Below are 19,234 nucleotides of genomic sequence, written 5' to 3' on the forward strand. Positions count from 1 at the left end.
CCAGTGATCACAGGCTTGATCACCGGTGTCCGGATTGCCCGTTACGGCGTCAATAAAGGTCGACGCGCCCGGAGTTCGATCGTTCAATCGGCAACTGTGGCGCACCACACGTTTCTTGAAGGAACCATGGAGGCCCTGATAGCGGTTGTACTCATGTCCCTCACCGCTCACATACCCAGCCACCGGAAGCCCCGTCGCAGCGCGTCGAAAATCGCCCTGCGAGCCGGAGTTGCCGGTGGCGTCCTCAGCACCCTGGCAGTCGCCGGTGCGTCCGCCCCGGCGAGTGCCGCCGAGCCGGTGACCGAGACGATCGAGATGCCGACCATCACGGCCGACCTCTCGACCCAGGTCGCGGAGTCCGCGTACGCCACGCAGGAGGCCGCGAACTCGTGGGCGCTGCAGGCCGAGCAGGACCAGGCCATCGCAAAGGCCGCGAAGCAGGCCAAGGCGGACCAGGCAGACGCCCAGCAGAAGGCGGAGGCCAAGAAGAAGGCCGAGGCCGAGGCGCAGCGCAAGGCCGAGGAAGCGCGTGCGTCGCGCTCCGCCCAGCGCACGACCCTCGCCACCGTCTCCGCCGCGGCGAACGTCTCGGCGCCCGCCAGCGGCAGCGTCGCGTCCGTCATCGCCTTCCTGAAGGCGCAGCTGGGCGACGCGTACGTCATGGGCGGCACGGGACCCAACTCGTGGGACTGCTCGGGTCTGACGCAGGCCGCGTTCCGCCAGGCCGGCGTGAGCCTCCCGCGCGTCTCGCAGGACCAGTCGACGGCCGGCACCCCGGTCTCGCTGTCCAACCTCCAGGTGGGCGACCTCCTGTACTGGGGCGCCGCGGGCTCGGCGTACCACGTGGGTGTGTACATCGGTAACGGCCAGTACCTGGACGCCGCGAACCCCTCGAAGGGCGTCGTCATCCAGGACCTCTCCGGTTACCCGGCGACCGGCGCGGTCCGCCTTCTCTGAGCGGACTCGCATTTCGCGTCATAGCTGACAAAGGGCCACCACTTCCCATGTGCGGGAGTGGTGGCCCTTTGCTGCCATCAGCCCCTGAAGTCGCGCTCCACGGGACGCCACATGCCGGAGCGCCCGCCTCCCGGAGATCCAGGAGGCGGGCGCCCGGTGTGACCAGGTCGGCCGGCTACGCCTTCGGCGCCACTTTGCTCAGGCCGTTGATGATGCGGTCCATCGCGTCGCCGCCCGTGGGGTCGGTCAGGTTGGCCAGCATCTTCAGCGTGAACTTCATCAGGACCGGGTGCGTCAGGCCGCGCTGCGTCGCGATCTTCATGACCTTCGGGTTGCCGATCATCTTCACGAAGGCGCGGCCCAGCGTGTAGTAGCCGCCGTACGTGTCCTTGAGGACCTTCGGGTAGCGCTGGAGGGCGAGTTCGCGCTGGGCGTCGGTCGCGCGGGCGTGGGCCTGCACGATGACGTCGGCCGCGATCTGGCCGGACTCCATCGCGTACGCGATGCCCTCGCCGTTGAACGGGTTGACGAGGCCGCCCGCGTCACCGACGAGCAGCAGGCCCTTGGTGTAGTGCGGCTGGCGGTTGAAGGCCATGGGCAGGGCGGCACCGCGGATCGGCGTCGTCATGTTCTCCGGCGTGTAGCCCCAGTCCTCCGGCATCGACGCGCACCAGGCCTTGAGCACCTCGCGCCAGTCCAGCTCACGGAAGGCCTGCGAGGAGTTGAGGATGCCGAGGCCGACGTTCGACGTGCCGTCGCCCATGCCGAAGATCCAGCCGTAGCCCGGCAGCAGCCGGTCCTGGGCGCCGCGGCGGTCCCACAGCTCCAGCCAGGACTCCAGGTAGTCGTCGTCGTGGCGGGGCGACTCGAAGTACGTGCGCACCGCGACGCCCATCGGGCGGTCCTCGCGCCGGTGCAGGCCCATCGCGAGGGACAGGCGGGTCGAGTTGCCGTCGGCGGCGACGACGAGGGGCGCGTGGAAGGTGACTTCGCGCTTCTCCTCGCCCAGCTTGGCGTTCACGCCGATGATGCGGCCCGTGCGGTCGTCGAGGATCGGGGCGCCGACGTTGCAGCGCTCGTACAGGCGGGCGCCCGCCTTCTGCGCCTGGCGGGCCAGCTGCTCGTCGAAGTCGTCGCGCTTACGGACGAGTCCGTAGTCCGGGTAGGAGGCGAGATCCGGCCAGTCCAGCTGGAGGCGGACGCCGCCGCCGATGATCCGCAGGCCCTTGTTGCGCAGCCAGCCCGCCTCTTCGGAGATGTCGATGCCCATCGACACGAGCTGCTTGGTGGCGCGCGGGGTGAGGCCGTCGCCGCACACCTTCTCGCGCGGGAACGCGGTCTTCTCCAGGAGGAGGACGTCGAGTCCGGCCTTGGCCAGGTAGTACGCGGTCGTCGAGCCGGCTGGCCCGGCCCCGACGACGATCACATCTGCGCTGTGCTCGGAGAGGGGCTCGGTCACGGCGGGTTCTCCCGTAAGACTCGAAATCTGCGTGCTGCGTGGCACCGGATATGGGCAGTCTATGCAGCGGTACCGATCACCCAGCCGAAGGGCCGCCCTGTGAACCGAGCTCTGCCTGATGTACGGCTCCGTGTCCCCACCGACGAGGACGCCTTCGCGTGGCACCGCGTCTTCGCCGACCCCGAGGTCATGGAGTTCCACGGCGGGGCCCCGGCCGAGCTGTCCGTGTACGAGGAGCTGACCGCCCGGCAGCGCCGGCACGACGCGGAACTGGGCTTCTGCCTGTGGACGATGACCGACGCGGACGGCGAGGTCATCGGCTTCACGGGCGCCCAGCCGTGGCCGCACGCGTGGGGCCCGGCGGGCGAGGTCGAGATCGGGTGGCGGCTCGGGCGCGCGCACTGGGGGCGCGGTTACGCGACGGCCGCCGCGCTCGCGACCCTGGAACGCGTACGGGCCACCGGCGTGCGCAGCGTCGTCGCGATGGTCGACGCCCGCAACGAACGGTCCATAGCGGTGACACGGCGGCTCGGAATGGAGCGGTCGGAGACGTTCACCGTGCCGGGTGCCGCGCGTACGGGGCATTGCTTCAGGCTCGACCTGTAGCAAGCTTCCGGTCCGGCCCCGGCCAGAGCTACCCTTCGGGTACCGCTGGGGGTGAAGTCTGTGCGCATTACACCCAAGACGCCCGAGGTGCGCGTACCGAAGCTGGTCGGCCTGATGGCCGTCGACGCGCGCGAGGCCGCGGCGGCGCGCGGCGTACTGCTTGCCGCCCCCGACCGCCCCGACTTCCGTCTCACCGTGGTCGATTACGTCGTACGCCAGTACCCACTGCCCGACACCGAGGTGCCCCGCGGCGCCGTCGTCACCGTCTGGTTCGATCTGCCCGACGGTGACGGCGGCGGAGGCGCCGGGGTGCACGAGCCCCGGATGCCGGGGCCGCGCGGCGGCGGGATGCAGCGGGAGCTGGACGAGCCGGGGGAGCCGTATTCGGTGGCCGGGGTGTAGCGACCGGCAGCGGAGTGACCGGTTCCCCCGAGGCGGGCTACCCGTGGCGGGAGCCGGTCACAACTGGCCGACGCCGACGGCTACTTCACGCCCCGGTGCAGCGCCACCACGCCGCCCGTCAGGTTGCGCCACGCCACCTTCGACCAGCCCGCCTTCTGGAGCCGCGCGGCGAGCGCCGGCTGGTCGGGCCAGCTGCGGATGGACTCGGCGAGATAGACGTACGCGTCCGGGTTCGACGACACCGCGCGGGCGACCGGCGGCAGGGCGCGCATCAGGTACTCGGTGTAGACCGTGCGGAAGGGCGTCCACGTCGGCTGCGAGAACTCGCAGATCACTACGCGTCCGCCGGGCTTCGTCACCCGGTACATCTCACGCAGCGCCGTGTCCGTGTCCTGCACGTTCCGCAGCCCGAAGGAGATGGTGACGGCGTCGAACGTGTCGTCCTTGAACGGCAGCTTCGTCGCGTCGCCCGCCGTGAACGGCATCCACGGGTGGCGCTGCTTGCCGACCTGGAGCATCCCGATCGAGAAGTCGCACGGCACGACATACGCGCCGGCCTGCGCGAACGGCTGGGAGGACGTCGCCGTACCGGCCGCGAGGTCGAGGACCTTCTGCGCGGGGCGCGCGTCGACGGCCTTCGCGACCTCCTTGCGCCAGAGCCGGGCCTGGCCGAGCGAGAGCACGTCGTTGGTGATGTCGTAGTTCGCCGCCACGTCGTCGAACATCGAGGCGACTTCGTGCGGCTGCTTGTCCAGGGATGCGCGGGTCACATGACCATTGTGGCAGTACGCGCCGGGGCCGGTTCGGCAGGGCGCCGGTCGGGAACCGGCGCCTCCGAGACAAACAGCCGCAGACTCAGCGGCGCCGGTACACGAGCCGTCCGTCGACGACCGTCGCCACGCACGTGGACGCCCCGCGCCGGACGAGCGCGAGCCGGTCCGGTACGTCGAACACGGCGAACCGCGCGGGCCCTCCCGGCACCAGCGCGGGCAGCAGCACGAGCGGGACCGGCGAGAACGACACGGGCCCCGGCTGGTTCTCCGGGCGCTGCCCGATCGCGAGCCCGGCCCTGCGCACCGCGTCCACCACGACGCGGGACCGCAGCTCCCCCGCCACGGCGACCGTGCCGTGCGCGAACAGCTGCTGGATGCCGCGCCGCGCACTGGCGCCGACCCGCGACGGATCGGCGCTGAAGATCTCCCGCGCGCGCTCCCCGACGATCGGCCGGGTGCCGAACTCGTCGGCCTCGCGCGGGTCCGGGTGGTACGTGGCCTCGAGGATCTCGGGCCCGAACGGGTTGAGCAGTCCGGGCGTGAGGATGCCGGGCCAGCGCCGCACCCGCGCCTCGGGCCGGACGGCGACCAGGTCCTCGTACGGGCCGACGGCGGACACGGAGTCGCCGTCGATGAGGACCGAGGCCTCCGGGGAGGCCTCGGCCACGTGGATCGTCAGCACAGGGGCCTCAGTTGGTGGAGACGAGCTTCAGCTCGGGGTGCGCCGTGCCGCCCTCGAGCGCGGTCGACGAGATGTGCGACTGGACGCGGTCGTCGACCGGGTCGTTCGCCGGGTCGTCGTGCACGACGAGGTGCTCGTACGTCGTGGCGCGCTGCGCCGGGACGCGGCCCGCCTTGCGGATGAGTTCGATGATCTCCATGCGGTTGGAGCGGTGCCGGGCACCGGCCGAGGAGACGACGTTCTCCTCCAGCATGATCGAGCCGAGGTCGTCCGCGCCGTAGTGCAGGGACAGCTGGCCGACCTCCTTGCCGGTGGTCAGCCAGGAACCCTGGATGTGGGCCACGTTGTCGAGGAAGATCCGCGCGATGGCGATCATGCGCAGGTACTCGAAGAGCGTGGCCTGCGTCTGGCCCTTCAGCTTGTTGTTCTGCGGCTGGTACGTGTACGGGATGAACGCGCGGAAGCCGCCCGTCCGGTCCTGTACGTCGCGGATCATGCGCAGGTGCTCGATGCGCTCGGCGTTGGTCTCGCCGGTGCCCATCAGCATCGTGGACGTCGACTCGACGCCCAGGTTGTGGGCGATCTCCATGATCTCCAGCCAGCGCTCGCCGGACTCCTTCAGCGGAGCGATCGCCTTGCGGGGGCGCTCCGGGAGCAGCTCGGCGCCGGCGCCGGCGAAGGAGTCGAGGCCCGCGGCGTGGATCCGCTGGATGGCCTCCTCCACGGAGACCTTCGAGATACGGGCCATGTGCTCGATCTCGGACGCGCCGAGGGAGTGGATGACGAGCTGCGGGAACGCCTTCTTGATCGCGGAGAAGTGCTCCTCGTAGTACTCGACGCCGTAGTCCGGGTGGTGGCCGCCCTGGAACATGATCTGCGTGCCGCCGAGTTCGACGGTCTCGGCGCAGCGGCGCAGGATGTCGTCGAGGTCGCGCGTCCAGCCCTTGTCGGTGTCCTTGGGCGCGGCGTAGAAGGCACAGAACTTGCACGCCGTCACGCAGACGTTCGTGTAGTTGATGTTCCGCTCGATGATGTACGTCGCGATGTGCTCGGTGCCGGCGTAACGGCGGCGCCGGATGGCGTCGGCGGCGGCGCCGAGCGCGTGCAGCGGGGCGTCGCGGTAGAGGTCGAGCGCCTCCTCCGGAGTGATCCGCCCACCTGCGGCGGCGCGGTCGAGGATGGGCTGGAGGTCGGCCTTCTCGGTCACCGGGCGTCCCTTTCATCAGGGTTGTGGACAGACCGAACCAGCGTACGCCAGGGCACTGACTCCCTTGACGTCAGGCGGCGTACGCGCCCATCAATACGCCCACCAGGGCGCCCGCCAGCAGGAACGGGCCGAAGGGGATGGCCGTGCGGCGGCCCGCGCGCCGGGCGAGCACGAGGCCGGCGCCGTAAAGCGCCGCGAACAGGAACCCGGCGAACGTGCCGATGAACGCGACGCCCCACCCGTACCAGCCGAGCATCGCGCCCAGACCGACGGCGAGTTTCACGTCACCGAAGCCGAGGCCCTGGGGGCTGATGAGGAAGAGGACGAAGTAGCCGCCGCCGAGGAGGACCGCACCGAGGAGCGCCGCGAGCCAGTCGCCGCCCGCTTCGGGCAGCAGCGCGGCCAGGCCGAGCAGGGCGGGGGCGGCCACGGCGAGCGGGATGGTGAGGAGGTCGGGCAGGCGTTTGACGCGCGCGTCGACGAGGGCGAGGAGTACGCCGACGGGGGCGAGCAGCAGCCAGACGGCGAGTTCGGGCCGGGTGCCGGTGGCGGCGGCGAGGGCGGCGCAGACGGCGGCGGTGAGGGCTGGGGTGAGGAGGGCGCCGGGTCCGGCCACGTGGTCGCCGGGTCCGAGCGTGCCGCCCACGTGGTCGCCGGGTCCGAGCGTGCGGCCGCACACCCCGCACCGTCCGCGCCCCACCCAGCCGCGCACCCCGCCCGGCAGCGGATGCCCGTCCGGGCAGGTGCTCCGCCAGTCCTCTTCCGGTTCGACGGAGAACCGGTACGCGGCGCGCGGCACGAGCAGCAGTCCGGCGACGGCGCCCCACACCGCGGCAGCCACGACCAGGGCCACCATCAGTCGACGCGCCGCATCGTGGCGACGGGGTCGCCCGCGCGCGGGTTGTCCGTCTCATACGTGAGGCGGTCGCCCGACTTCGACAGGGTGAGGCGGACCTCGTGGCGGCCGGTGGTGCACTGGGCGCCGTTCGACTTCTCGGCGATGCTCGTGGCGACGATCCGGTCCTTCTCCACCTTCTTCAGGACGAGAACGTCCTCGCAGACCGCGCCGATCGGGTCGGTCTGGTGGAACATGCCGAACTCCTCACCGATCGCGCCCTTGTCGACGGTGACGCGGAAGGTGCCCATCGGCAGCTTGCCGCCGAGGCCGGTGGCGGGACCTTCCCACGTGCCGACATACGCGGCGGGGACCGCTTCCTTCACCGGGACCGAGTCGCCCGGGGGAGCCGCTGAGGCGGTGGCCGCCGGCGGCCGGCCGCCCGCCGTGTCACTGCCCTTGGACGACCCCGGCCAGAAGTCGAAAAGGAACGCCGAACCGAGGGTTACGGCGGCCAGCGCGCCCGCGACACCGAGGGCCACCGTGCAACTGAGCTTGCGCCCACGCCCGTTGGCACCCGGGGTCGACGTCGCGGCCACGCTGACGGAGAGCTTGCCCTGGGCGGAGAGTTTGCCCGGGGCGGAGGTTTCCGTGGGCGCCGCGTCCGCGCGTGCCGCCGGAACGGCCGCCGAAGTCCACGCGGGCGGCGGCCCGTACGCGGGATCGGGCGGCCCGAACACCCCGGCGGGCGGCCCGCCCCCCGACGCCCCGGCAACCGAGGGCGCGCCCATCGACGGCGCGCCCATCGACGGTTCGCCCACCGACGGTTCGCCCACCGACGGCTGGCTGAACGCCACCGGCCCCGAAAGCCCTCCACCCTTCCCCGGCACCCCGCCCTCCAGATCGAGCAGCGCCACCGCGCCCCGCCCCACCTGCTCGACCAGCGCGCCCGGCAGCCACCCCGCCGCCACGAGCGAGGCCGCGCCCTGCGGTGCGAGGGCCCGCGCCACCTCGTCCGGGGCAGGGCGCGCGGCCGGGTCCTTGGCCAGGCACGCCGCCGCGACCTCACGCAGCTCCCCGCTCGCCAGGCCCAGTTCGGGTTCCTCGTGCACGACCTTGTAGAGGAGCGCGGCGGACGAGTCGCCGGGGAAGGGGGACGTGCCGGTCACCGCGTAGACGAGGACCGCGCCGAGCGAGAAGACATCGGCGGCGCCCGTGACGCCCTTGCCGAGGATCTGCTCGGGCGCCATGTATCCGGGCGACCCGATGGAGACGCCAGTGGAAGTAAGGGAGGCCGTTACGTCGGTCGCGCGGGCGATGCCGAAGTCGATGAGGCGTGGGCCGTCCACCGTCAGCAGGACGTTCGACGGCTTCACGTCGCGGTGGACGAGCCCGAGCCCGTGCACCGCCGACAGCGCCTCGGCCAGCCCGGCCCCGAGGACCCGTACGGAGTGGTCGGGCAAGGGGTGTTCCTTCACGGCCTGCGCCAGGGAAGGCCCGGCGACGTACCCCGTCGCCACCCATGGAACGGACGCCTCCGGGTCGGCGTCGAGGACCGGCGCGGTCCAGGCGCCCCCGACGCGCCGCGCGGCGTCGACCTCGCGCCGGAAGCGGGCCCGGAACTCCTCGTCGAGCGCGAAGTGGGGATGGACGACCTTCACGGCGACGGTACGGCCGCCGGCGCTGCGCCCCAGATAGACCCGGCCCATTCCGCCCGAACCGAGCCGCCCGAGCAGCCGATAGGGCCCGATCGCGGTCGGCTCGCCGGCTTCCAGCGGCTGCATGGCCTGGCCCCTCCCCCTGTGCCCACGCTTCGGTCGGGCCAGGTTAGTCCCCCGTTGTGACAGACGGGTGTGACAGCTCGGATGGAATGGATCATTCCGAATGACCGCGGCCCCGGATCGCATTCGGTATTCCAAAAATGCTTCACCGGTGAAATTCTCAGGACGCTCCGACAGCCACCCCGAGGAGCCCGTTGTTTCCCGGATAGCCGGAATTGCCCGCACCCGAGAGGGACCGTACGCAGAAGGCGTACAGGAAATTCCCGAAGCGGAATTCCCGTACGCCTTCCAGTAGCTGTGGGCGTCAGCTCGTCACGGCTGCAGCAGATCCACCCGTACGTCCGCCGGGAAGCCGGTCGTCGGGCCCACGCGGCGGGCGAACTCGGTGACGCCTTCCAGCTGCCGGGCGCCGAAGCGGAAGTCGAGCGTCGTGAAATAGCGCTCCAGAAGCTCCTCGTCGAAGACCTCCCAGCGGGCGGCCTGCTCGGCGACCTTGGAGACCTCTTCCAGGGACACGTCACGGGAGGCGAGGAACGCCTCGTGGACCTTGCGCGTGATGAGCGGCTCGCGCTCCACGTAGTCCTTGCGCGCGGCCCACACGGCGAAGACGAACGGCAGGCCCGTCCACTCCTTCCACAGGGCGCCCAGGTCGTGCACCTGGAGGCCGAGGCGCGGGGCGTCGTGCAGGTTGGCGCGCAGCGCGGCGTCACCGATGAGGACGGCCGCCTCCGCGTCCTGCATCATCAGGCCCAGGTCGGGCGGGCACGTGTAGTACTCGGGCTGTACGCCGAAGCGCTCCGCGAGCAGCAGCTGCGCGAGGCGCACGGAGGTGCGCGACGTGGAGCCGAGGGCGACGCGGCGCCCGTCGAGCTGGTCGAGCGGTACCTGCGAGACGATCACACAGGACATGACCGGGCCGTCGCAGCCGACCGCGAGGTCAGGGAAGGCGACGAGCTGGTCGGAGGCTTTGAGGAACTCGACGAGGGTGATGGGGCCGATGTCGAGGTCGCCCTGCACAAGGCTCTCGCTGAGCTTCTCCGGGGTGTCCTTCGTGAGCTCGAGGTCGAGAAGCGTTCCCGTCCTGGCGAGCCCCCAGTAGAGGGGCATGCAGTTGAGGAACTGGATGTGGCCGACGCGCGGCCGTACGCGATGCGGGGTCTCGGGAGAATTGTCCACATCGCGAGGCTAGACCCCATGCGGTACGGTGCAGGCTTCAGGGTCCCCGAGAGGCGTACGAGCCGGTCCCCGGGGAGCGTCTGACAGAGCCCCTCATTGACTTCCGGGCGGGTCATCACACCCGCCCTGTCAACCCTTCCTCACCCCCGGTCAAACCTCCGGGTGACGTGATCTTGCCCTCTATTGCATTCCGGTGCCTGCGTGCTAGGCTCGCCGCAAGTTGCAGTTTGGTTTCCCTTGCAGTACAGAGCCTGCGGAGCATGTGACCGCGGGCTCTCGTCGTTTTCAGACTTTTGCAGTTGTTCGCAAGTGCATTTGCAGGTTCTGGAGCAGGGCGACCCTTTGGCCCAAGGAGGGCTTATGGCTACCGGAACCGTGAAGTGGTTCAACGCTGAAAAGGGCTTTGGCTTCATTGCCCAGGAAGGCGGCGGCCCGGACGTCTTCGTCCACTACTCCGCGATCAACGCAAACGGCTTCCGCTCCCTCGAGGAGAACCAGGCCGTGAGCTTCGACGTCACGCAGGGCCCCAAGGGTCCGCAGGCGGAGAACGTCACCCCCATGTAATTGGGGCGTCCCCGGGTTTCCCCCAGGGGACGTCGTGACTCCGGAACGGATGCAGTACCCAAGGAGCCCCGCTCCTCCAAGTGCCCAGGCACAGGGAGGGGACGGGGCTCCTGCCTTTGCACTCCGCGGGGTGCGGCTTGCTGGTCCACGGGGTGCTCGCCTGCCGGCCCGCGGGGCACGCGCTCGCCGGTCCGCGGGGGGCGCCTCGGCGGCCCGTGGGGAACTCCTTGCCGGTCAGAGCGGTACGCCCCGCCGTCACGCAGGGCGAACACGCGAGAATTCGGTCCCGCCCGGACGAATAGCGTCTCCGCCGCAGCCCCGGGTGAACGCATCGCGCCCTATAGGAGTCGATAACAGACCCGAACGATCACGCGGGCCGACTTCACAGGATCGCTCGCTACTGTGATCGCCCCCGCGTCACCGACCGGATTCGGCGCAGGTAGGTATACCGATTCCGGGCATCGGCCGATGCCGGGGGAAGCCTGCCCGGCACATGCTGGCCGCGTCCGACGAAACGCAGCACGACGGAGGCACCAGACACATGCGGCAGCTCCTGGACACCCGGTCCGCAGGACTCATCGGCAGGGAGAGCGCCGCGGCCGAACTGGAGTCGCTGCTGCGGGAGAAACGCCTGGTGACGGTCGTCGGACCCGGCGGTGTCGGCAAGACCGCGCTCGCCGCGCAGGTCGGGGGACGCCTGCTGGACGAACCGTGGGCCGCCGCCGGCACGGCCGATCTGGCGCCGCTCGACGTCCCCGGTCTCGTACCCCACAGCCTCGCCCGTGCCCTGCGGATCGACGGCAGTACCGCGCTGCCCCAACTTCCCGCGCTGGCCGACGCGATCGGGCGGCGCCCGATGCTGCTCGTCGTGGACACGTGCGACCGCCGGGCCGAGGAGTGCGGCGAGACGCTGGCCCAACTGGTGGAGGCGTGCCCGGCGTTGCACGTACTGGCGACGAGCAGGATCCCGCTGGCCGCCTCGGACACGTTCCCGCTGGCCTCACCTGCGCCCGACACCGGCGTCCAACTGCTCACCTCTGCCGCGCGGGAGGCGGGTGCGACCGAGGATCCGGACCCCGACCTGGCGCGCCGGATCTGCGCGGCCCTCGACGGTCTGCCGCTCGCCCTGCGCATCGCCGGAGGCCAGCTCGCGCACCGGGACGCCGACGACCTGCTCACGCTCATCGGCCGCCCCGACCAGCTCCTCGACCTGCCCGCCCCGATGCCCGGACTCCCCTACCGGCTCCGCACCCTGCGCGGCTCGCTGTGCTGGAGCGTACGGCTGTGCTCACCCGGCGAACGGCTGCTGTGGGCGCGGGCCGGCGTCTTCACCGGCCCGTTCACGCGGGACGACGCCCTCACGGTGTGCGCGGACGAACGCCTGCCCCCGGACGACCTCGTCCTCGCGTTCGACGGCCTCGCGAACCACTCCCTCCTCACCCCCGGCCCGCCCGGCACCTTCCGTATGTCGGCCGCGACCCGCGCCTACGGCAAGCAGATGCTGGAACTCCTGGGCGAGGACGCCGAATTCAGACGCCGCGCCCTGACCCACTGCCTCCAGAACGCGCTGACCCCGTAGGCCGTCAGCGTTTGCGGGGCAGACCCCAGGCCGCCAGTCCCGCGGTCACGCACAGGACTCCGCCCGCGACGACGAGGCTCACCCGCATACCGTGCAGCGAGAAGCCGTCCCCCGCGCCGCCCGCGACCAGCGAGCCGAACAATGCGACGGCGAGCGCTCCGCCGGTCTGGCGGAGGGCGTTCAGGAGACCGGAGGCCGTGCCCGCGCGGTCGGCGGGCACGCTGTCCATGAGCAGCGCGGTGAGAGCGGGCACCGCGAACGCGCCGCCCATGGCCGTGGGAATCAGCAGCACGATGATCAGCCACACCGGAGTGTGCGCGGCCAGTGGCAGGAGGCTGAACATGCCGAGGGCGAGGACGGCCTGCCCGGTCACGATGACGGGACGGCGGCCGAAGCGTTCGGCCATCGGCGGGGAGATCAGGTTGGTCGACGTGATGATCGCCGCCATCGGTACGAACATCAGGCCCGCCTCCGTACCGGACATGCCGAGCAGCTGCTGGTAGTAGAGGCCGAGCAGGAAGATCGTGCCGTAGAAGCCCGCGCTCACCGCGAAGCCGACGGCGAGGGAGACGCTCACCTCGCGGCGGCGCAGCAGGGCCGGCGGGACCACGGGTGCGCGGTGGCGCCGCTCGACGGTGCGGAAGGCGAGGGCACCGGCGACGGTGACCGCGAGGGCCGCGAGGACGGGCGGCGCGGTCCAGCCCGCGTGGCCGCCCTGGATGACGGCGAAGGCGAGTGAGGCGAGAGTGAGCACGGCGGCGGCCTGGCCGGCCAGGTCGAGCGGGGCGGGACGGCGCTCCGAGCGCGGGACGCGGGTGAGGAGCCCCAGGATGAGCGCGCCGACGGGCAGGTTGAGGAAGAACACGGCGCGCCAGCCGGCCGCCTCGGTGAGCGCGCCGCCGAGCACCGGGCCGACGGCCATGGCGACCGAACCGCCCACCGTCCACAGGGCGATGGCCCGCGCACGGCGGCCGGCGTCGTCGTAGGCCTGGCGGATCAGCGCGAGCGAGGCCGGCATGACGACGGCGGCGGCGCTGCCCTGGACGACGCGGGCCGCGACGAGCGTGCCGATACCGGGCGCGAGAGCGCAGGCGAGTGAGGCGGCGGTGAAAAGGACGACGCCCCAGGCGTACGCGCGCCGGGCACCGGCCCGGTCGGCGAGCGCCCCCGCCGAGAGCATGAGGGCGGCGAACATCAGGGTGTATGCGTCGACGATCCACTGCAGGCCGGTGATGCCCCCGTGCAGCGACGAACGGATCGCGGGCAGCGCGATGTTCACGGCGGACACGTCGATGGAGATGACGGTGAAGCCCAGGAGGGCGGCGACCAGGGCGAACCCGGCCGCGGGCCGTCCGGCCGTGTTCGGGGGAGGCGGCGCGGGGCTGCGTGCGCGGTCGGAGACTTGTGGACGGTCCGAGGTCTGTGGGCGGCCAGAGGTGTGTGGACGGTCCGAGGTCTGTGGGTGCTCAGAGGTCTGTGGGCGGTCAGAGGTCTGTGGGTGCTCAGGGGTCTGTGGGTGGTCCTGGTTCTCGGGGCGGTCCGGGATTCGCTCGCGGTCGGAGACCTGGGCGCGGTCCGCGTTCAGTGCGCGGTCCGGGTTCTGCCGGTCGGGGCGGCGGGCGGTGCTCGGCATACGGGACTCCTCGGGTGCGGGTCGGAACTCCCCGGGCTCACGGTCGTGAACTCGGGGCAGGGCGGGCGTCGTTGCGGCCCTGGGGTAGGGCGACGCCGGTTCGGCTTCGTGCGGGCGGCTCAGGCCACCGCGGCCGCGGCCCGGTGCCGTGCACCCCCTGGGTCCGCAGTGGCCGGGCCACCCGCAACGGGCACCACTCTGCTGGCTTCCGGCTCCGACCGGCAGGGCGCGTCGCACCGGGGTGCGGCGTTCCTGGCCCTGACACGGCCCCCCACGGACATGGCCCGGCGGGGACAATGGGCGTATGGCTGGTGGAGCGGCACACGAGGGCACTGAGCTGGGCAGGTATCTGAAGGCGCGGCGCGCGCTGGTGAGTCCGGCGGACGCGGGGCTGCCCGCGGGCGCGGGGATCCGGCGCACCCCGGGCCTGCGCCGTGAGGAGCTGGCGACGCTCGCCGGGGTCAGCGTCGACTACTACACGCGCCTGGAGCGGGGCCGCGAGACGAACCCCTCCACCGCAGTGATCGACGCGATCAGCCGGGCGCTACGACTGTGCGGCGACGCCCACGAACGGCTGCACGACCTGGCCGAACTCGCCTCGGGCCGCCTCACCGAGCCGCACCCCACGACCGAGGAGACCGTCCGCGAGTCGGTCCTGCGGGTCCTGGACGCGCTCAGTCCGCTGCCCGCGTACGTGACGAGCCCGCACAGTTACATGCTGGCGGCGAATCCGGCGGGGCGGCGCCTCATGCCGGGTCTGTGGGACTGGCCGGAGGAGGAGCGCAACGTCACGCGCTATCTGTTCCTGCACCCGGTGGGCCGCACGCTCTACGAGCCCTGGGAGGAGACGGTCACCCAGTCCGTGGCGCACCTGCGCGCGGTGGGCGGCAAGGACCCCGACTCGCCCCGGCTGACCGCGCTCGTGGGTGAACTGCTCCTCAAATCACCGGAGTTCGCGCGCATCTGGGACCGGTACGAGGTGCTTGAGCGCGGCGGCGGGACGAAGACGTTCGCGCATCCCAAGGTCGGCCGGATGACCCTCACGTACGAGGTCATGCAGCTGGCCCGGACGGGCGGGCAGCGCCTTGTGACGTATCAGGCCAGGCCCGGTACGCCGGACGAGGCGGCGATGCTCCGCCTCGATCCGGCGGCCCGCGCCGCGCAGGCCTGAGCCCGTTCTTCCGTCTGAGCCCTTAGCCCCTCAGGCTCGTTCCAGGATTGCCGTCACGCCCTGGCCGCCCGCCGCGCAGATCGAGATGAGGCCGCGGGACGGGCCGTTCTGTTCGCTCAGGAGTTTGGCGAGGGTGGCGACGATGCGGGCGCCCGTCGCGGCGAACGGGTGGCCGGTGGCGAGGGAGGAGCCGGCGGTGTTGAGACGGTCCCGGTCGACCGGGGCCAGGCCCTGCTTCTCCCAGGCCGCGAGGGTGGCGAGGACCTGGGAGGCGAAGGCCTCGTGGACCTCGAAGAGGTCGAAGTCCTCGATGCCGAGACCGGCGCGCTCCAGCATCCGGGGCACGGCGTGCGCGGGGGCCATGAGGAGGCCGTCGCCCTCGCCGCCGGTGACGTCGCCGCCCACGAAGTCCACCGCTCCGGTCTCGTACGCGGTCAGGAACGCCAGTGGTTCCAGGCCCCGTTCGGCGGCCCACTCCTCGCTCGCGAGCAGGACCACGGCCGCGCCGTCGGTCAGCGGGGTCGAATTGCCCGCCGTCATCGTCGGGTTCGGGCCGTCGACACCGAACACCGGCTTGAGCGTGGCGAGTTTCTCCACGGTGGAGCCGGGACGCAGGTTCTGGTCGCGGGCGAGTCCGCGGAACGGGACGACGAGGTCGTCCAGGAATCCGCGCTCGTAGGCGGCGGCCAGGCGCTGGTGGCTGGCGGCGGCGAGTTCGTCCTGCGCCTCGCGGGCGATGCCCCAAGTACGGGCGGTGACGGCGGCGTGCTCGCCCATGGACAGGCCGGTGCGCGGCTCGGCGTTGCGCGGGATGTCCGGTACGAGGTGCTGGGGGCGGACCTTGGCGAGGGCCTTGAGGCGCGCGGGCACGGACTTGGCACGGCGGGCTTCGAGGAGGATCCGGCGCAGGGAGTCGTTCACGCCGAGAGGCGCGTCGCTCGCGGTGTCCGAGCCGCCGGCGATCGCGCTGTCGAGCTGCCCGAGCGCAATCTTGTTGGCGGCGGCGATCACGGCCTGGAGGCCGGTTCCGCACGCCTGCTGGATGTCGTACGCGGGGGTGCGGGGGTCGAGTGCGGAGCCGAGGAGGGTCTCGCGGGCGAGGTTGAAGTCGCGGCTGTGCTTGAGGACGGCTCCGGCGACGAACTCGCCCACGGCGCCCGGCTGTTGGAGGTCATAGCGAGTGACGAGGCCGTCGAGTGCGGCGGTCAGCATGTCCTGGTTCGAGGCGGTCGCGTACGGGCCGTCGGAGCGGGCGAAGGGGGTACGGCTGCCGCCGACGACGGCGACGCGGCGCGGCAGGTCCACGCGGACCGGACGGGCGGGGCGTTCCATCTCGACCAACTCCTGACTGTTGAGTAACCTTACTCATAAGTAAATTACCGACCGACCAGGGAGTTGGACAATGGCCGACCGCTATCTGAACTTCACCGGCACGGCCCCGGGCCGCTTCCTGACCCGCCGCCTGGGCCTTCCTCAGCCGGCCGAGCTGCGCCGCTGGAGCGCCGAGTACCCCTCTTTCGAAGGCGTGGTGCTCCACCTGACGGCGGGCGAGCCGAAGCACTCGGCGGAGCTGGCGGAGGTGCTTGGGCGGACCGGGCTCGATGTGCGGACGGGTCTCGACGTGCGGACGGGTCTCGACGTGCGGACGGGTCTCGACGTGCGGGCCGAGGTGGAGGGCCCCAGCGAGAGCGCTGCCCGTCCCGCCGCCATCGTCCTCGACGCCACCGCCGTCGCCGACGTCACCGGCCTCGCGCAGGTCCACGCCGCCCTGCACCCCGTCGCGCGCACGGTCGCGGCGAGTGGCCGGATCGTCGTCCTCGGCTCCCCCGTCTCCCGCGACGACCACCACCAGGCCGCCGCCCAGCAGGCACTCGAAGGGTTCACGCGCTCGCTCGGCAAGGAGATAGGCCGCGGCCGCACGGTGACCCTCGTCCGCGTCGAAGGGCCCGTGGCCGCCGCCGAGTCGACGCTCCGTTTCCTGCTCTCGCCCCGGTCCGCGTACGTGAGTGGCCAGGTCATCGAGGTGACCGCCGCCGAGACGACGGCGCCCGCCGACTGGGCGCGTCCCTTGGCCGGCCGGACCGCGCTGATCACGGGCGCCGCCCGGGGTATCGGCGCGGCCGTCGCGGAGGTCCTGGCGCGGGACGGCGCACGCCTGGTGCTGCTCGACGTACCGTCCGCGCGGCAGGATCTGGAGGCGCTCGCGGCCCGGCTCGACGGGACCGCGCTGCCCCTCGACATCACGGCCGCCGACGCGGCCGAGCGGATCATGGACGCGGTCCCCTCCCTCGACACCCTCGTCCACAACGCGGGCATCACCCGGGACCGCACCCTCGCCAAGATGCCCGCCGACCGCTGGGCCTCGGTCATGGACGTGAACCTCGCGAGCGTCCTGACCACCACGGACGCCCTCCTCAAGGCCGGCGCCCTCAACCGCGGCGGCAGCATCGTCGCCACCGCCTCCATCGCGGGCCTCGCGGGCAACGCCGGGCAGACGAACTACGCGGCCAGCAAGGCCGGTATCGCCGGAATGACCCGTTCCCTCGCGCCCCGGGCCCTCGCCGACCACGGCGTCACGGTCAACGCGGTGGCCCCCGGCTTCATCGAGACGAAGATGACGGCCGCCGTCCCGCTGTTCATCCGCGAGGCCGGCCGCCGCATGAACTCGCTCGGGCAGGGCGGGCAGCCGGTGGACGTCGCCGAGACGACTGCGTGGTTCGCGCACCCGGCTTCCGGTTCCGTCAACGGCCAGGTCGTCCGCGTCTGCGGCCAGAGCCTGCTGGGGGCGTGACGACCATGACCACCGTCACCCTCAACGCAGCCCCCGCGCTGCCTCCCCTCCTGGCCCGCGGCGCCCTGTTCTCGCCGCTCAAGCGGCCGGGCCCCGGCGCCGAGGCCCCCGCGACGCGCCTCGTCCTGCCGAACGCCCGCGCCGACCACGCCCGCCTCGCCAAGTACCGCGAGGTGTGCGGCTTCGACGCGGAGTCGGCCTTCCTGCCAGTCACGTATCCGCACGTCCTCGGCTTCCCGCTGGCGATGCGGATCATGGCGGAGCGACGCTTCCCGCTGCCGCTGCTCGGCCTCGTCCACACGTCCCTGACCGTCACGCAGGGGCACGACCTGCCGATGGGCGAGACGTACGAACTGTCCGTGCAGGTCAAGGAGCTGACCCCGCACCGGCGCGGCACGGAGGCCACGGTCGTGACGGAGCTGCGGGCGGGCGACACACGCGCGTGGTCGTCGTCGAGCACGTATCTGGCACGCCACCGCACGGACGCCCCGGCCGATTCGACGACCGGCGGAGCGCGGCCGGATCCCCTGCCCGCCGTCGCCGAGTGGACCCTGCCCGGCGACCTCGGCCGCCGCTACGCCGCCGCGTCCGGCGACCGCAACCCGATCCACCTGCACCCGCTCACGGCCCGCCTCTTCGGCTTCCCGCGCCACATCGCCCACGGCATGTGGACGGTAGCCCGCTGCCTCGCGGAACACGGCGGCGCCCACGGAGAAGTCCAGGTCAGCGCCCAGTTCCGCGCCCCCGTACTCCTGCCGGCCACGGTGACGTACGCATCCCAGGGCGCCGCATTCGAGCTCCGCTCGGACCGAACGCATGTGACGGGGGAGGTACTGCGGGCCGGGGGTCGGTGAGCCGTAGCCGCTACGCACCGGGGCCGGCGTCCGACGCCGGCCCCTCCACCGTCACCGGCGAAGCCCTACGCCCCGGCCTCCGGCGACCACCGCCGGCCCTCCATCAAGTTCCCGAGCCCCGCCCAAGCGAAGTTCATCAGCGTCGCCGCCGCCTCCTTCGCCGTGACCGACTCGTCCGTGTTGGCCCAGCCCGCCAGCGATTCCGCGGCCCCGACCAGCGCCTGGGCGAGCCCGGCCACCTCGCGCTCCTGCAGCTCGGGGTCGCCGTGGGCCTCGCGGGCCGCCTCGACGATCAGGCCGGTCACGAACGCGACGAGTTCCTCCCGCATCGCCGTGACCTCGGCGACGAACGGCTCACCGCCCGTCCGTGCGTGGCGGTGCAGGACCGCCCAGCCATCGGGGTTGCCGGCCGTGTGCGTGAAGAACGCCGTCAGCCCGGTCCACAGCTGCCGGTCGGCGTCACCGGTGCCGATGGTCCCCTCGCGCACGGCCGCGATCAGGGCCTCCGACTCACGCCGGATGCACGCCGAGAAGAGCTCTTCCTTGGAGTTCAGATACAGATAGACCAGCGGCTTCGACACCCCGGCCAGCTCGGCGATGTCGTCCATCGACGCGGCCCGGTACCCCCGCTCGCCGAACACCCGCACCGCGGCGGCCATCATCTCGCGCTCCCGCTCGGCGCGCGGCATCCGCTTCGCCCTCACTTCGCCCACCCCGGCCGACCGCCTTTCTCCGCACCCCCGTACCCGGCAAGCGTACGATCC

Annotated in this window: 18 protein-coding genes; 8 read left to right on the forward strand and 10 right to left on the reverse strand. The window is 72.0% G+C overall.

Annotated elements, in window-relative coordinates:
• Positions 1-126: 126 nt before the first annotated feature.
• Positions 127-957 (forward strand): C40 family peptidase, encoded by an 831-nt coding sequence (locus ABZ893_RS25480; protein ID WP_361407628.1) that lies wholly within the window; start codon positions 127-129, stop codon positions 955-957.
• Between the two features lie 175 nt (positions 958-1,132).
• On the opposite strand, the gene ABZ893_RS25485 is transcribed toward ABZ893_RS25480, so the two are convergent.
• Positions 1,133-2,416: a geranylgeranyl reductase family protein gene (locus ABZ893_RS25485; protein WP_361407629.1), complete on the reverse strand. Its 1,284-nt coding sequence runs from the start codon at positions 2,414-2,416 to the stop codon at positions 1,133-1,135.
• Between the two features lie 99 nt (positions 2,417-2,515).
• Here ABZ893_RS25485 and ABZ893_RS25490 point away from each other — a divergent pair, with 99 nt between their 5' ends.
• The gene (locus ABZ893_RS25490; protein WP_361407631.1) at positions 2,516-3,022 is read left to right on the forward strand and encodes a GNAT family N-acetyltransferase; all 507 of its coding nucleotides are present in this window, start codon (positions 2,516-2,518) and stop codon (positions 3,020-3,022) included.
• 60 nt (positions 3,023-3,082) lie between these two features.
• A complete protein-coding gene (locus ABZ893_RS25495) occupies positions 3,083-3,424 on the forward strand; it encodes a PASTA domain-containing protein (protein WP_361407633.1) in 342 nt (113 codons plus the stop codon).
• Between the two features lie 80 nt (positions 3,425-3,504).
• Here ABZ893_RS25495 and ABZ893_RS25500 read toward each other — a convergent pair whose 3' ends face one another.
• The 6 genes from ABZ893_RS25500 to ABZ893_RS25525 form a co-directional block, all read right to left on the reverse strand.
• A complete protein-coding gene (locus ABZ893_RS25500; RefSeq protein ID WP_361407635.1) occupies positions 3,505-4,194 on the reverse strand; it encodes a demethylmenaquinone methyltransferase in 690 nt (229 codons plus the stop codon).
• Positions 4,195-4,279: 85 nt separating this feature from the next.
• Positions 4,280-4,879: a hypothetical protein gene (locus tag ABZ893_RS25505; RefSeq protein WP_361407637.1), complete on the reverse strand. Its 600-nt coding sequence runs from the start codon at positions 4,877-4,879 to the stop codon at positions 4,280-4,282.
• Between the two features lie 7 nt (positions 4,880-4,886).
• On the reverse strand, positions 4,887-6,086 hold the full coding sequence (gene mqnC / locus ABZ893_RS25510; RefSeq protein WP_361407639.1) for a cyclic dehypoxanthinyl futalosine synthase: 1,200 nt from the start codon (positions 6,084-6,086) through the stop codon (positions 4,887-4,889).
• A gap of 70 nt (positions 6,087-6,156) precedes the next feature.
• On the reverse strand, positions 6,157-6,945 hold the full coding sequence (locus ABZ893_RS25515; RefSeq protein WP_361407803.1) for an A24 family peptidase: 789 nt from the start codon (positions 6,943-6,945) through the stop codon (positions 6,157-6,159).
• A complete protein-coding gene (locus tag ABZ893_RS25520) occupies positions 6,942-8,705 on the reverse strand; it encodes a serine/threonine-protein kinase (protein ID WP_361407641.1) in 1,764 nt (587 codons plus the stop codon). Before ABZ893_RS25520 ends, ABZ893_RS25515 begins: the two co-directional genes overlap by 4 nt.
• Before the next feature lie 309 nt (positions 8,706-9,014).
• A complete protein-coding gene (locus tag ABZ893_RS25525) occupies positions 9,015-9,878 on the reverse strand; it encodes a menaquinone biosynthesis protein (RefSeq protein ID WP_361407643.1) in 864 nt (287 codons plus the stop codon).
• Between the two features lie 360 nt (positions 9,879-10,238).
• Between ABZ893_RS25525 and ABZ893_RS25530 the strand changes: the two genes are divergently transcribed.
• Entirely contained in the window at positions 10,239-10,442 is a 204-nt protein-coding gene (locus ABZ893_RS25530) for a cold-shock protein (protein ID WP_006138897.1), read from the forward strand.
• Positions 10,443-10,983: 541 nt separating this feature from the next.
• Entirely contained in the window at positions 10,984-12,021 is a 1,038-nt protein-coding gene (locus tag ABZ893_RS25535; RefSeq protein ID WP_361407645.1) for a hypothetical protein, read from the forward strand.
• A gap of 4 nt (positions 12,022-12,025) precedes the next feature.
• Here ABZ893_RS25535 and ABZ893_RS25540 read toward each other — a convergent pair whose 3' ends face one another.
• Positions 12,026-13,654: an MFS transporter gene (locus ABZ893_RS25540; RefSeq protein ID WP_361407647.1), complete on the reverse strand. Its 1,629-nt coding sequence runs from the start codon at positions 13,652-13,654 to the stop codon at positions 12,026-12,028.
• 304 nt (positions 13,655-13,958) lie between these two features.
• Between ABZ893_RS25540 and ABZ893_RS25545 the strand changes: the two genes are divergently transcribed.
• Positions 13,959-14,825 (forward strand): helix-turn-helix domain-containing protein, encoded by an 867-nt coding sequence (locus tag ABZ893_RS25545; RefSeq protein ID WP_361407649.1) that lies wholly within the window; start codon positions 13,959-13,961, stop codon positions 14,823-14,825.
• 30 nt (positions 14,826-14,855) lie between these two features.
• On the opposite strand, the gene ABZ893_RS25550 is transcribed toward ABZ893_RS25545, so the two are convergent.
• Positions 14,856-16,157, reverse strand: coding sequence for an acetyl-CoA C-acetyltransferase (locus ABZ893_RS25550; RefSeq protein WP_361407651.1), 1,302 nt, complete (start codon positions 16,155-16,157; stop codon positions 14,856-14,858).
• Positions 16,158-16,227: 70 nt separating this feature from the next.
• On the opposite strand from ABZ893_RS25550, the gene ABZ893_RS25555 reads away from it, so the two are divergent.
• Together ABZ893_RS25555 and ABZ893_RS25560 are read left to right on the forward strand one after the other, a co-directional pair.
• Entirely contained in the window at positions 16,228-17,616 is a 1,389-nt protein-coding gene (locus tag ABZ893_RS25555) for a 3-oxoacyl-ACP reductase (protein WP_361407653.1), read from the forward strand.
• A 5-nt stretch (positions 17,617-17,621) separates the two neighbouring features.
• Complete coding sequence (locus tag ABZ893_RS25560) at positions 17,622-18,470, forward strand: MaoC/PaaZ C-terminal domain-containing protein (RefSeq protein WP_361407805.1); 849 nt, start codon at positions 17,622-17,624, stop codon at positions 18,468-18,470.
• Positions 18,471-18,535: 65 nt separating this feature from the next.
• Here ABZ893_RS25560 and ABZ893_RS25565 read toward each other — a convergent pair whose 3' ends face one another.
• Positions 18,536-19,183: a TetR/AcrR family transcriptional regulator gene (locus ABZ893_RS25565; RefSeq protein ID WP_361407655.1), complete on the reverse strand. Its 648-nt coding sequence runs from the start codon at positions 19,181-19,183 to the stop codon at positions 18,536-18,538.
• Positions 19,184-19,234: the final 51 nt, after the last annotated feature.

This window comes from Streptomyces sp. NPDC046821 (genome assembly GCF_040645335.1).
Lineage (GTDB): Bacteria > Actinomycetota > Actinomycetes > Streptomycetales > Streptomycetaceae > Streptomyces.

Excerpts from the sequence above, each read along its gene's own strand:
- ABZ893_RS25480 (WP_361407628.1), top strand. The coding sequence starts at position 127 with ATGGAGGCCCTGATAGCGGTTGTACTCATGTCCCTCACCGCTCACATA.
- ABZ893_RS25545 (WP_361407649.1), top strand. The coding sequence starts at position 13,959 with ATGGCTGGTGGAGCGGCACACGAGGGCACTGAGCTGGGCAGGTATCTG.
- ABZ893_RS25530 (WP_006138897.1), top strand. The coding sequence starts at position 10,239 with ATGGCTACCGGAACCGTGAAGTGGTTCAACGCTGAAAAGGGCTTTGGC.
- ABZ893_RS25555 (WP_361407653.1), top strand. The coding sequence starts at position 16,228 with ATGGCCGACCGCTATCTGAACTTCACCGGCACGGCCCCGGGCCGCTTC.
- ABZ893_RS25550 (WP_361407651.1), bottom strand. The coding sequence starts at position 16,157 with ATGGAACGCCCCGCCCGTCCGGTCCGCGTGGACCTGCCGCGCCGCGTC.
- ABZ893_RS25535 (WP_361407645.1), top strand. The coding sequence starts at position 10,984 with ATGCGGCAGCTCCTGGACACCCGGTCCGCAGGACTCATCGGCAGGGAG.
- ABZ893_RS25520 (WP_361407641.1), bottom strand. The coding sequence starts at position 8,705 with ATGCAGCCGCTGGAAGCCGGCGAGCCGACCGCGATCGGGCCCTATCGG.
- ABZ893_RS25560 (WP_361407805.1), top strand. The coding sequence starts at position 17,622 with ATGACCACCGTCACCCTCAACGCAGCCCCCGCGCTGCCTCCCCTCCTG.
- ABZ893_RS25540 (WP_361407647.1), bottom strand. The coding sequence starts at position 13,654 with ATGCCGAGCACCGCCCGCCGCCCCGACCGGCAGAACCCGGACCGCGCA.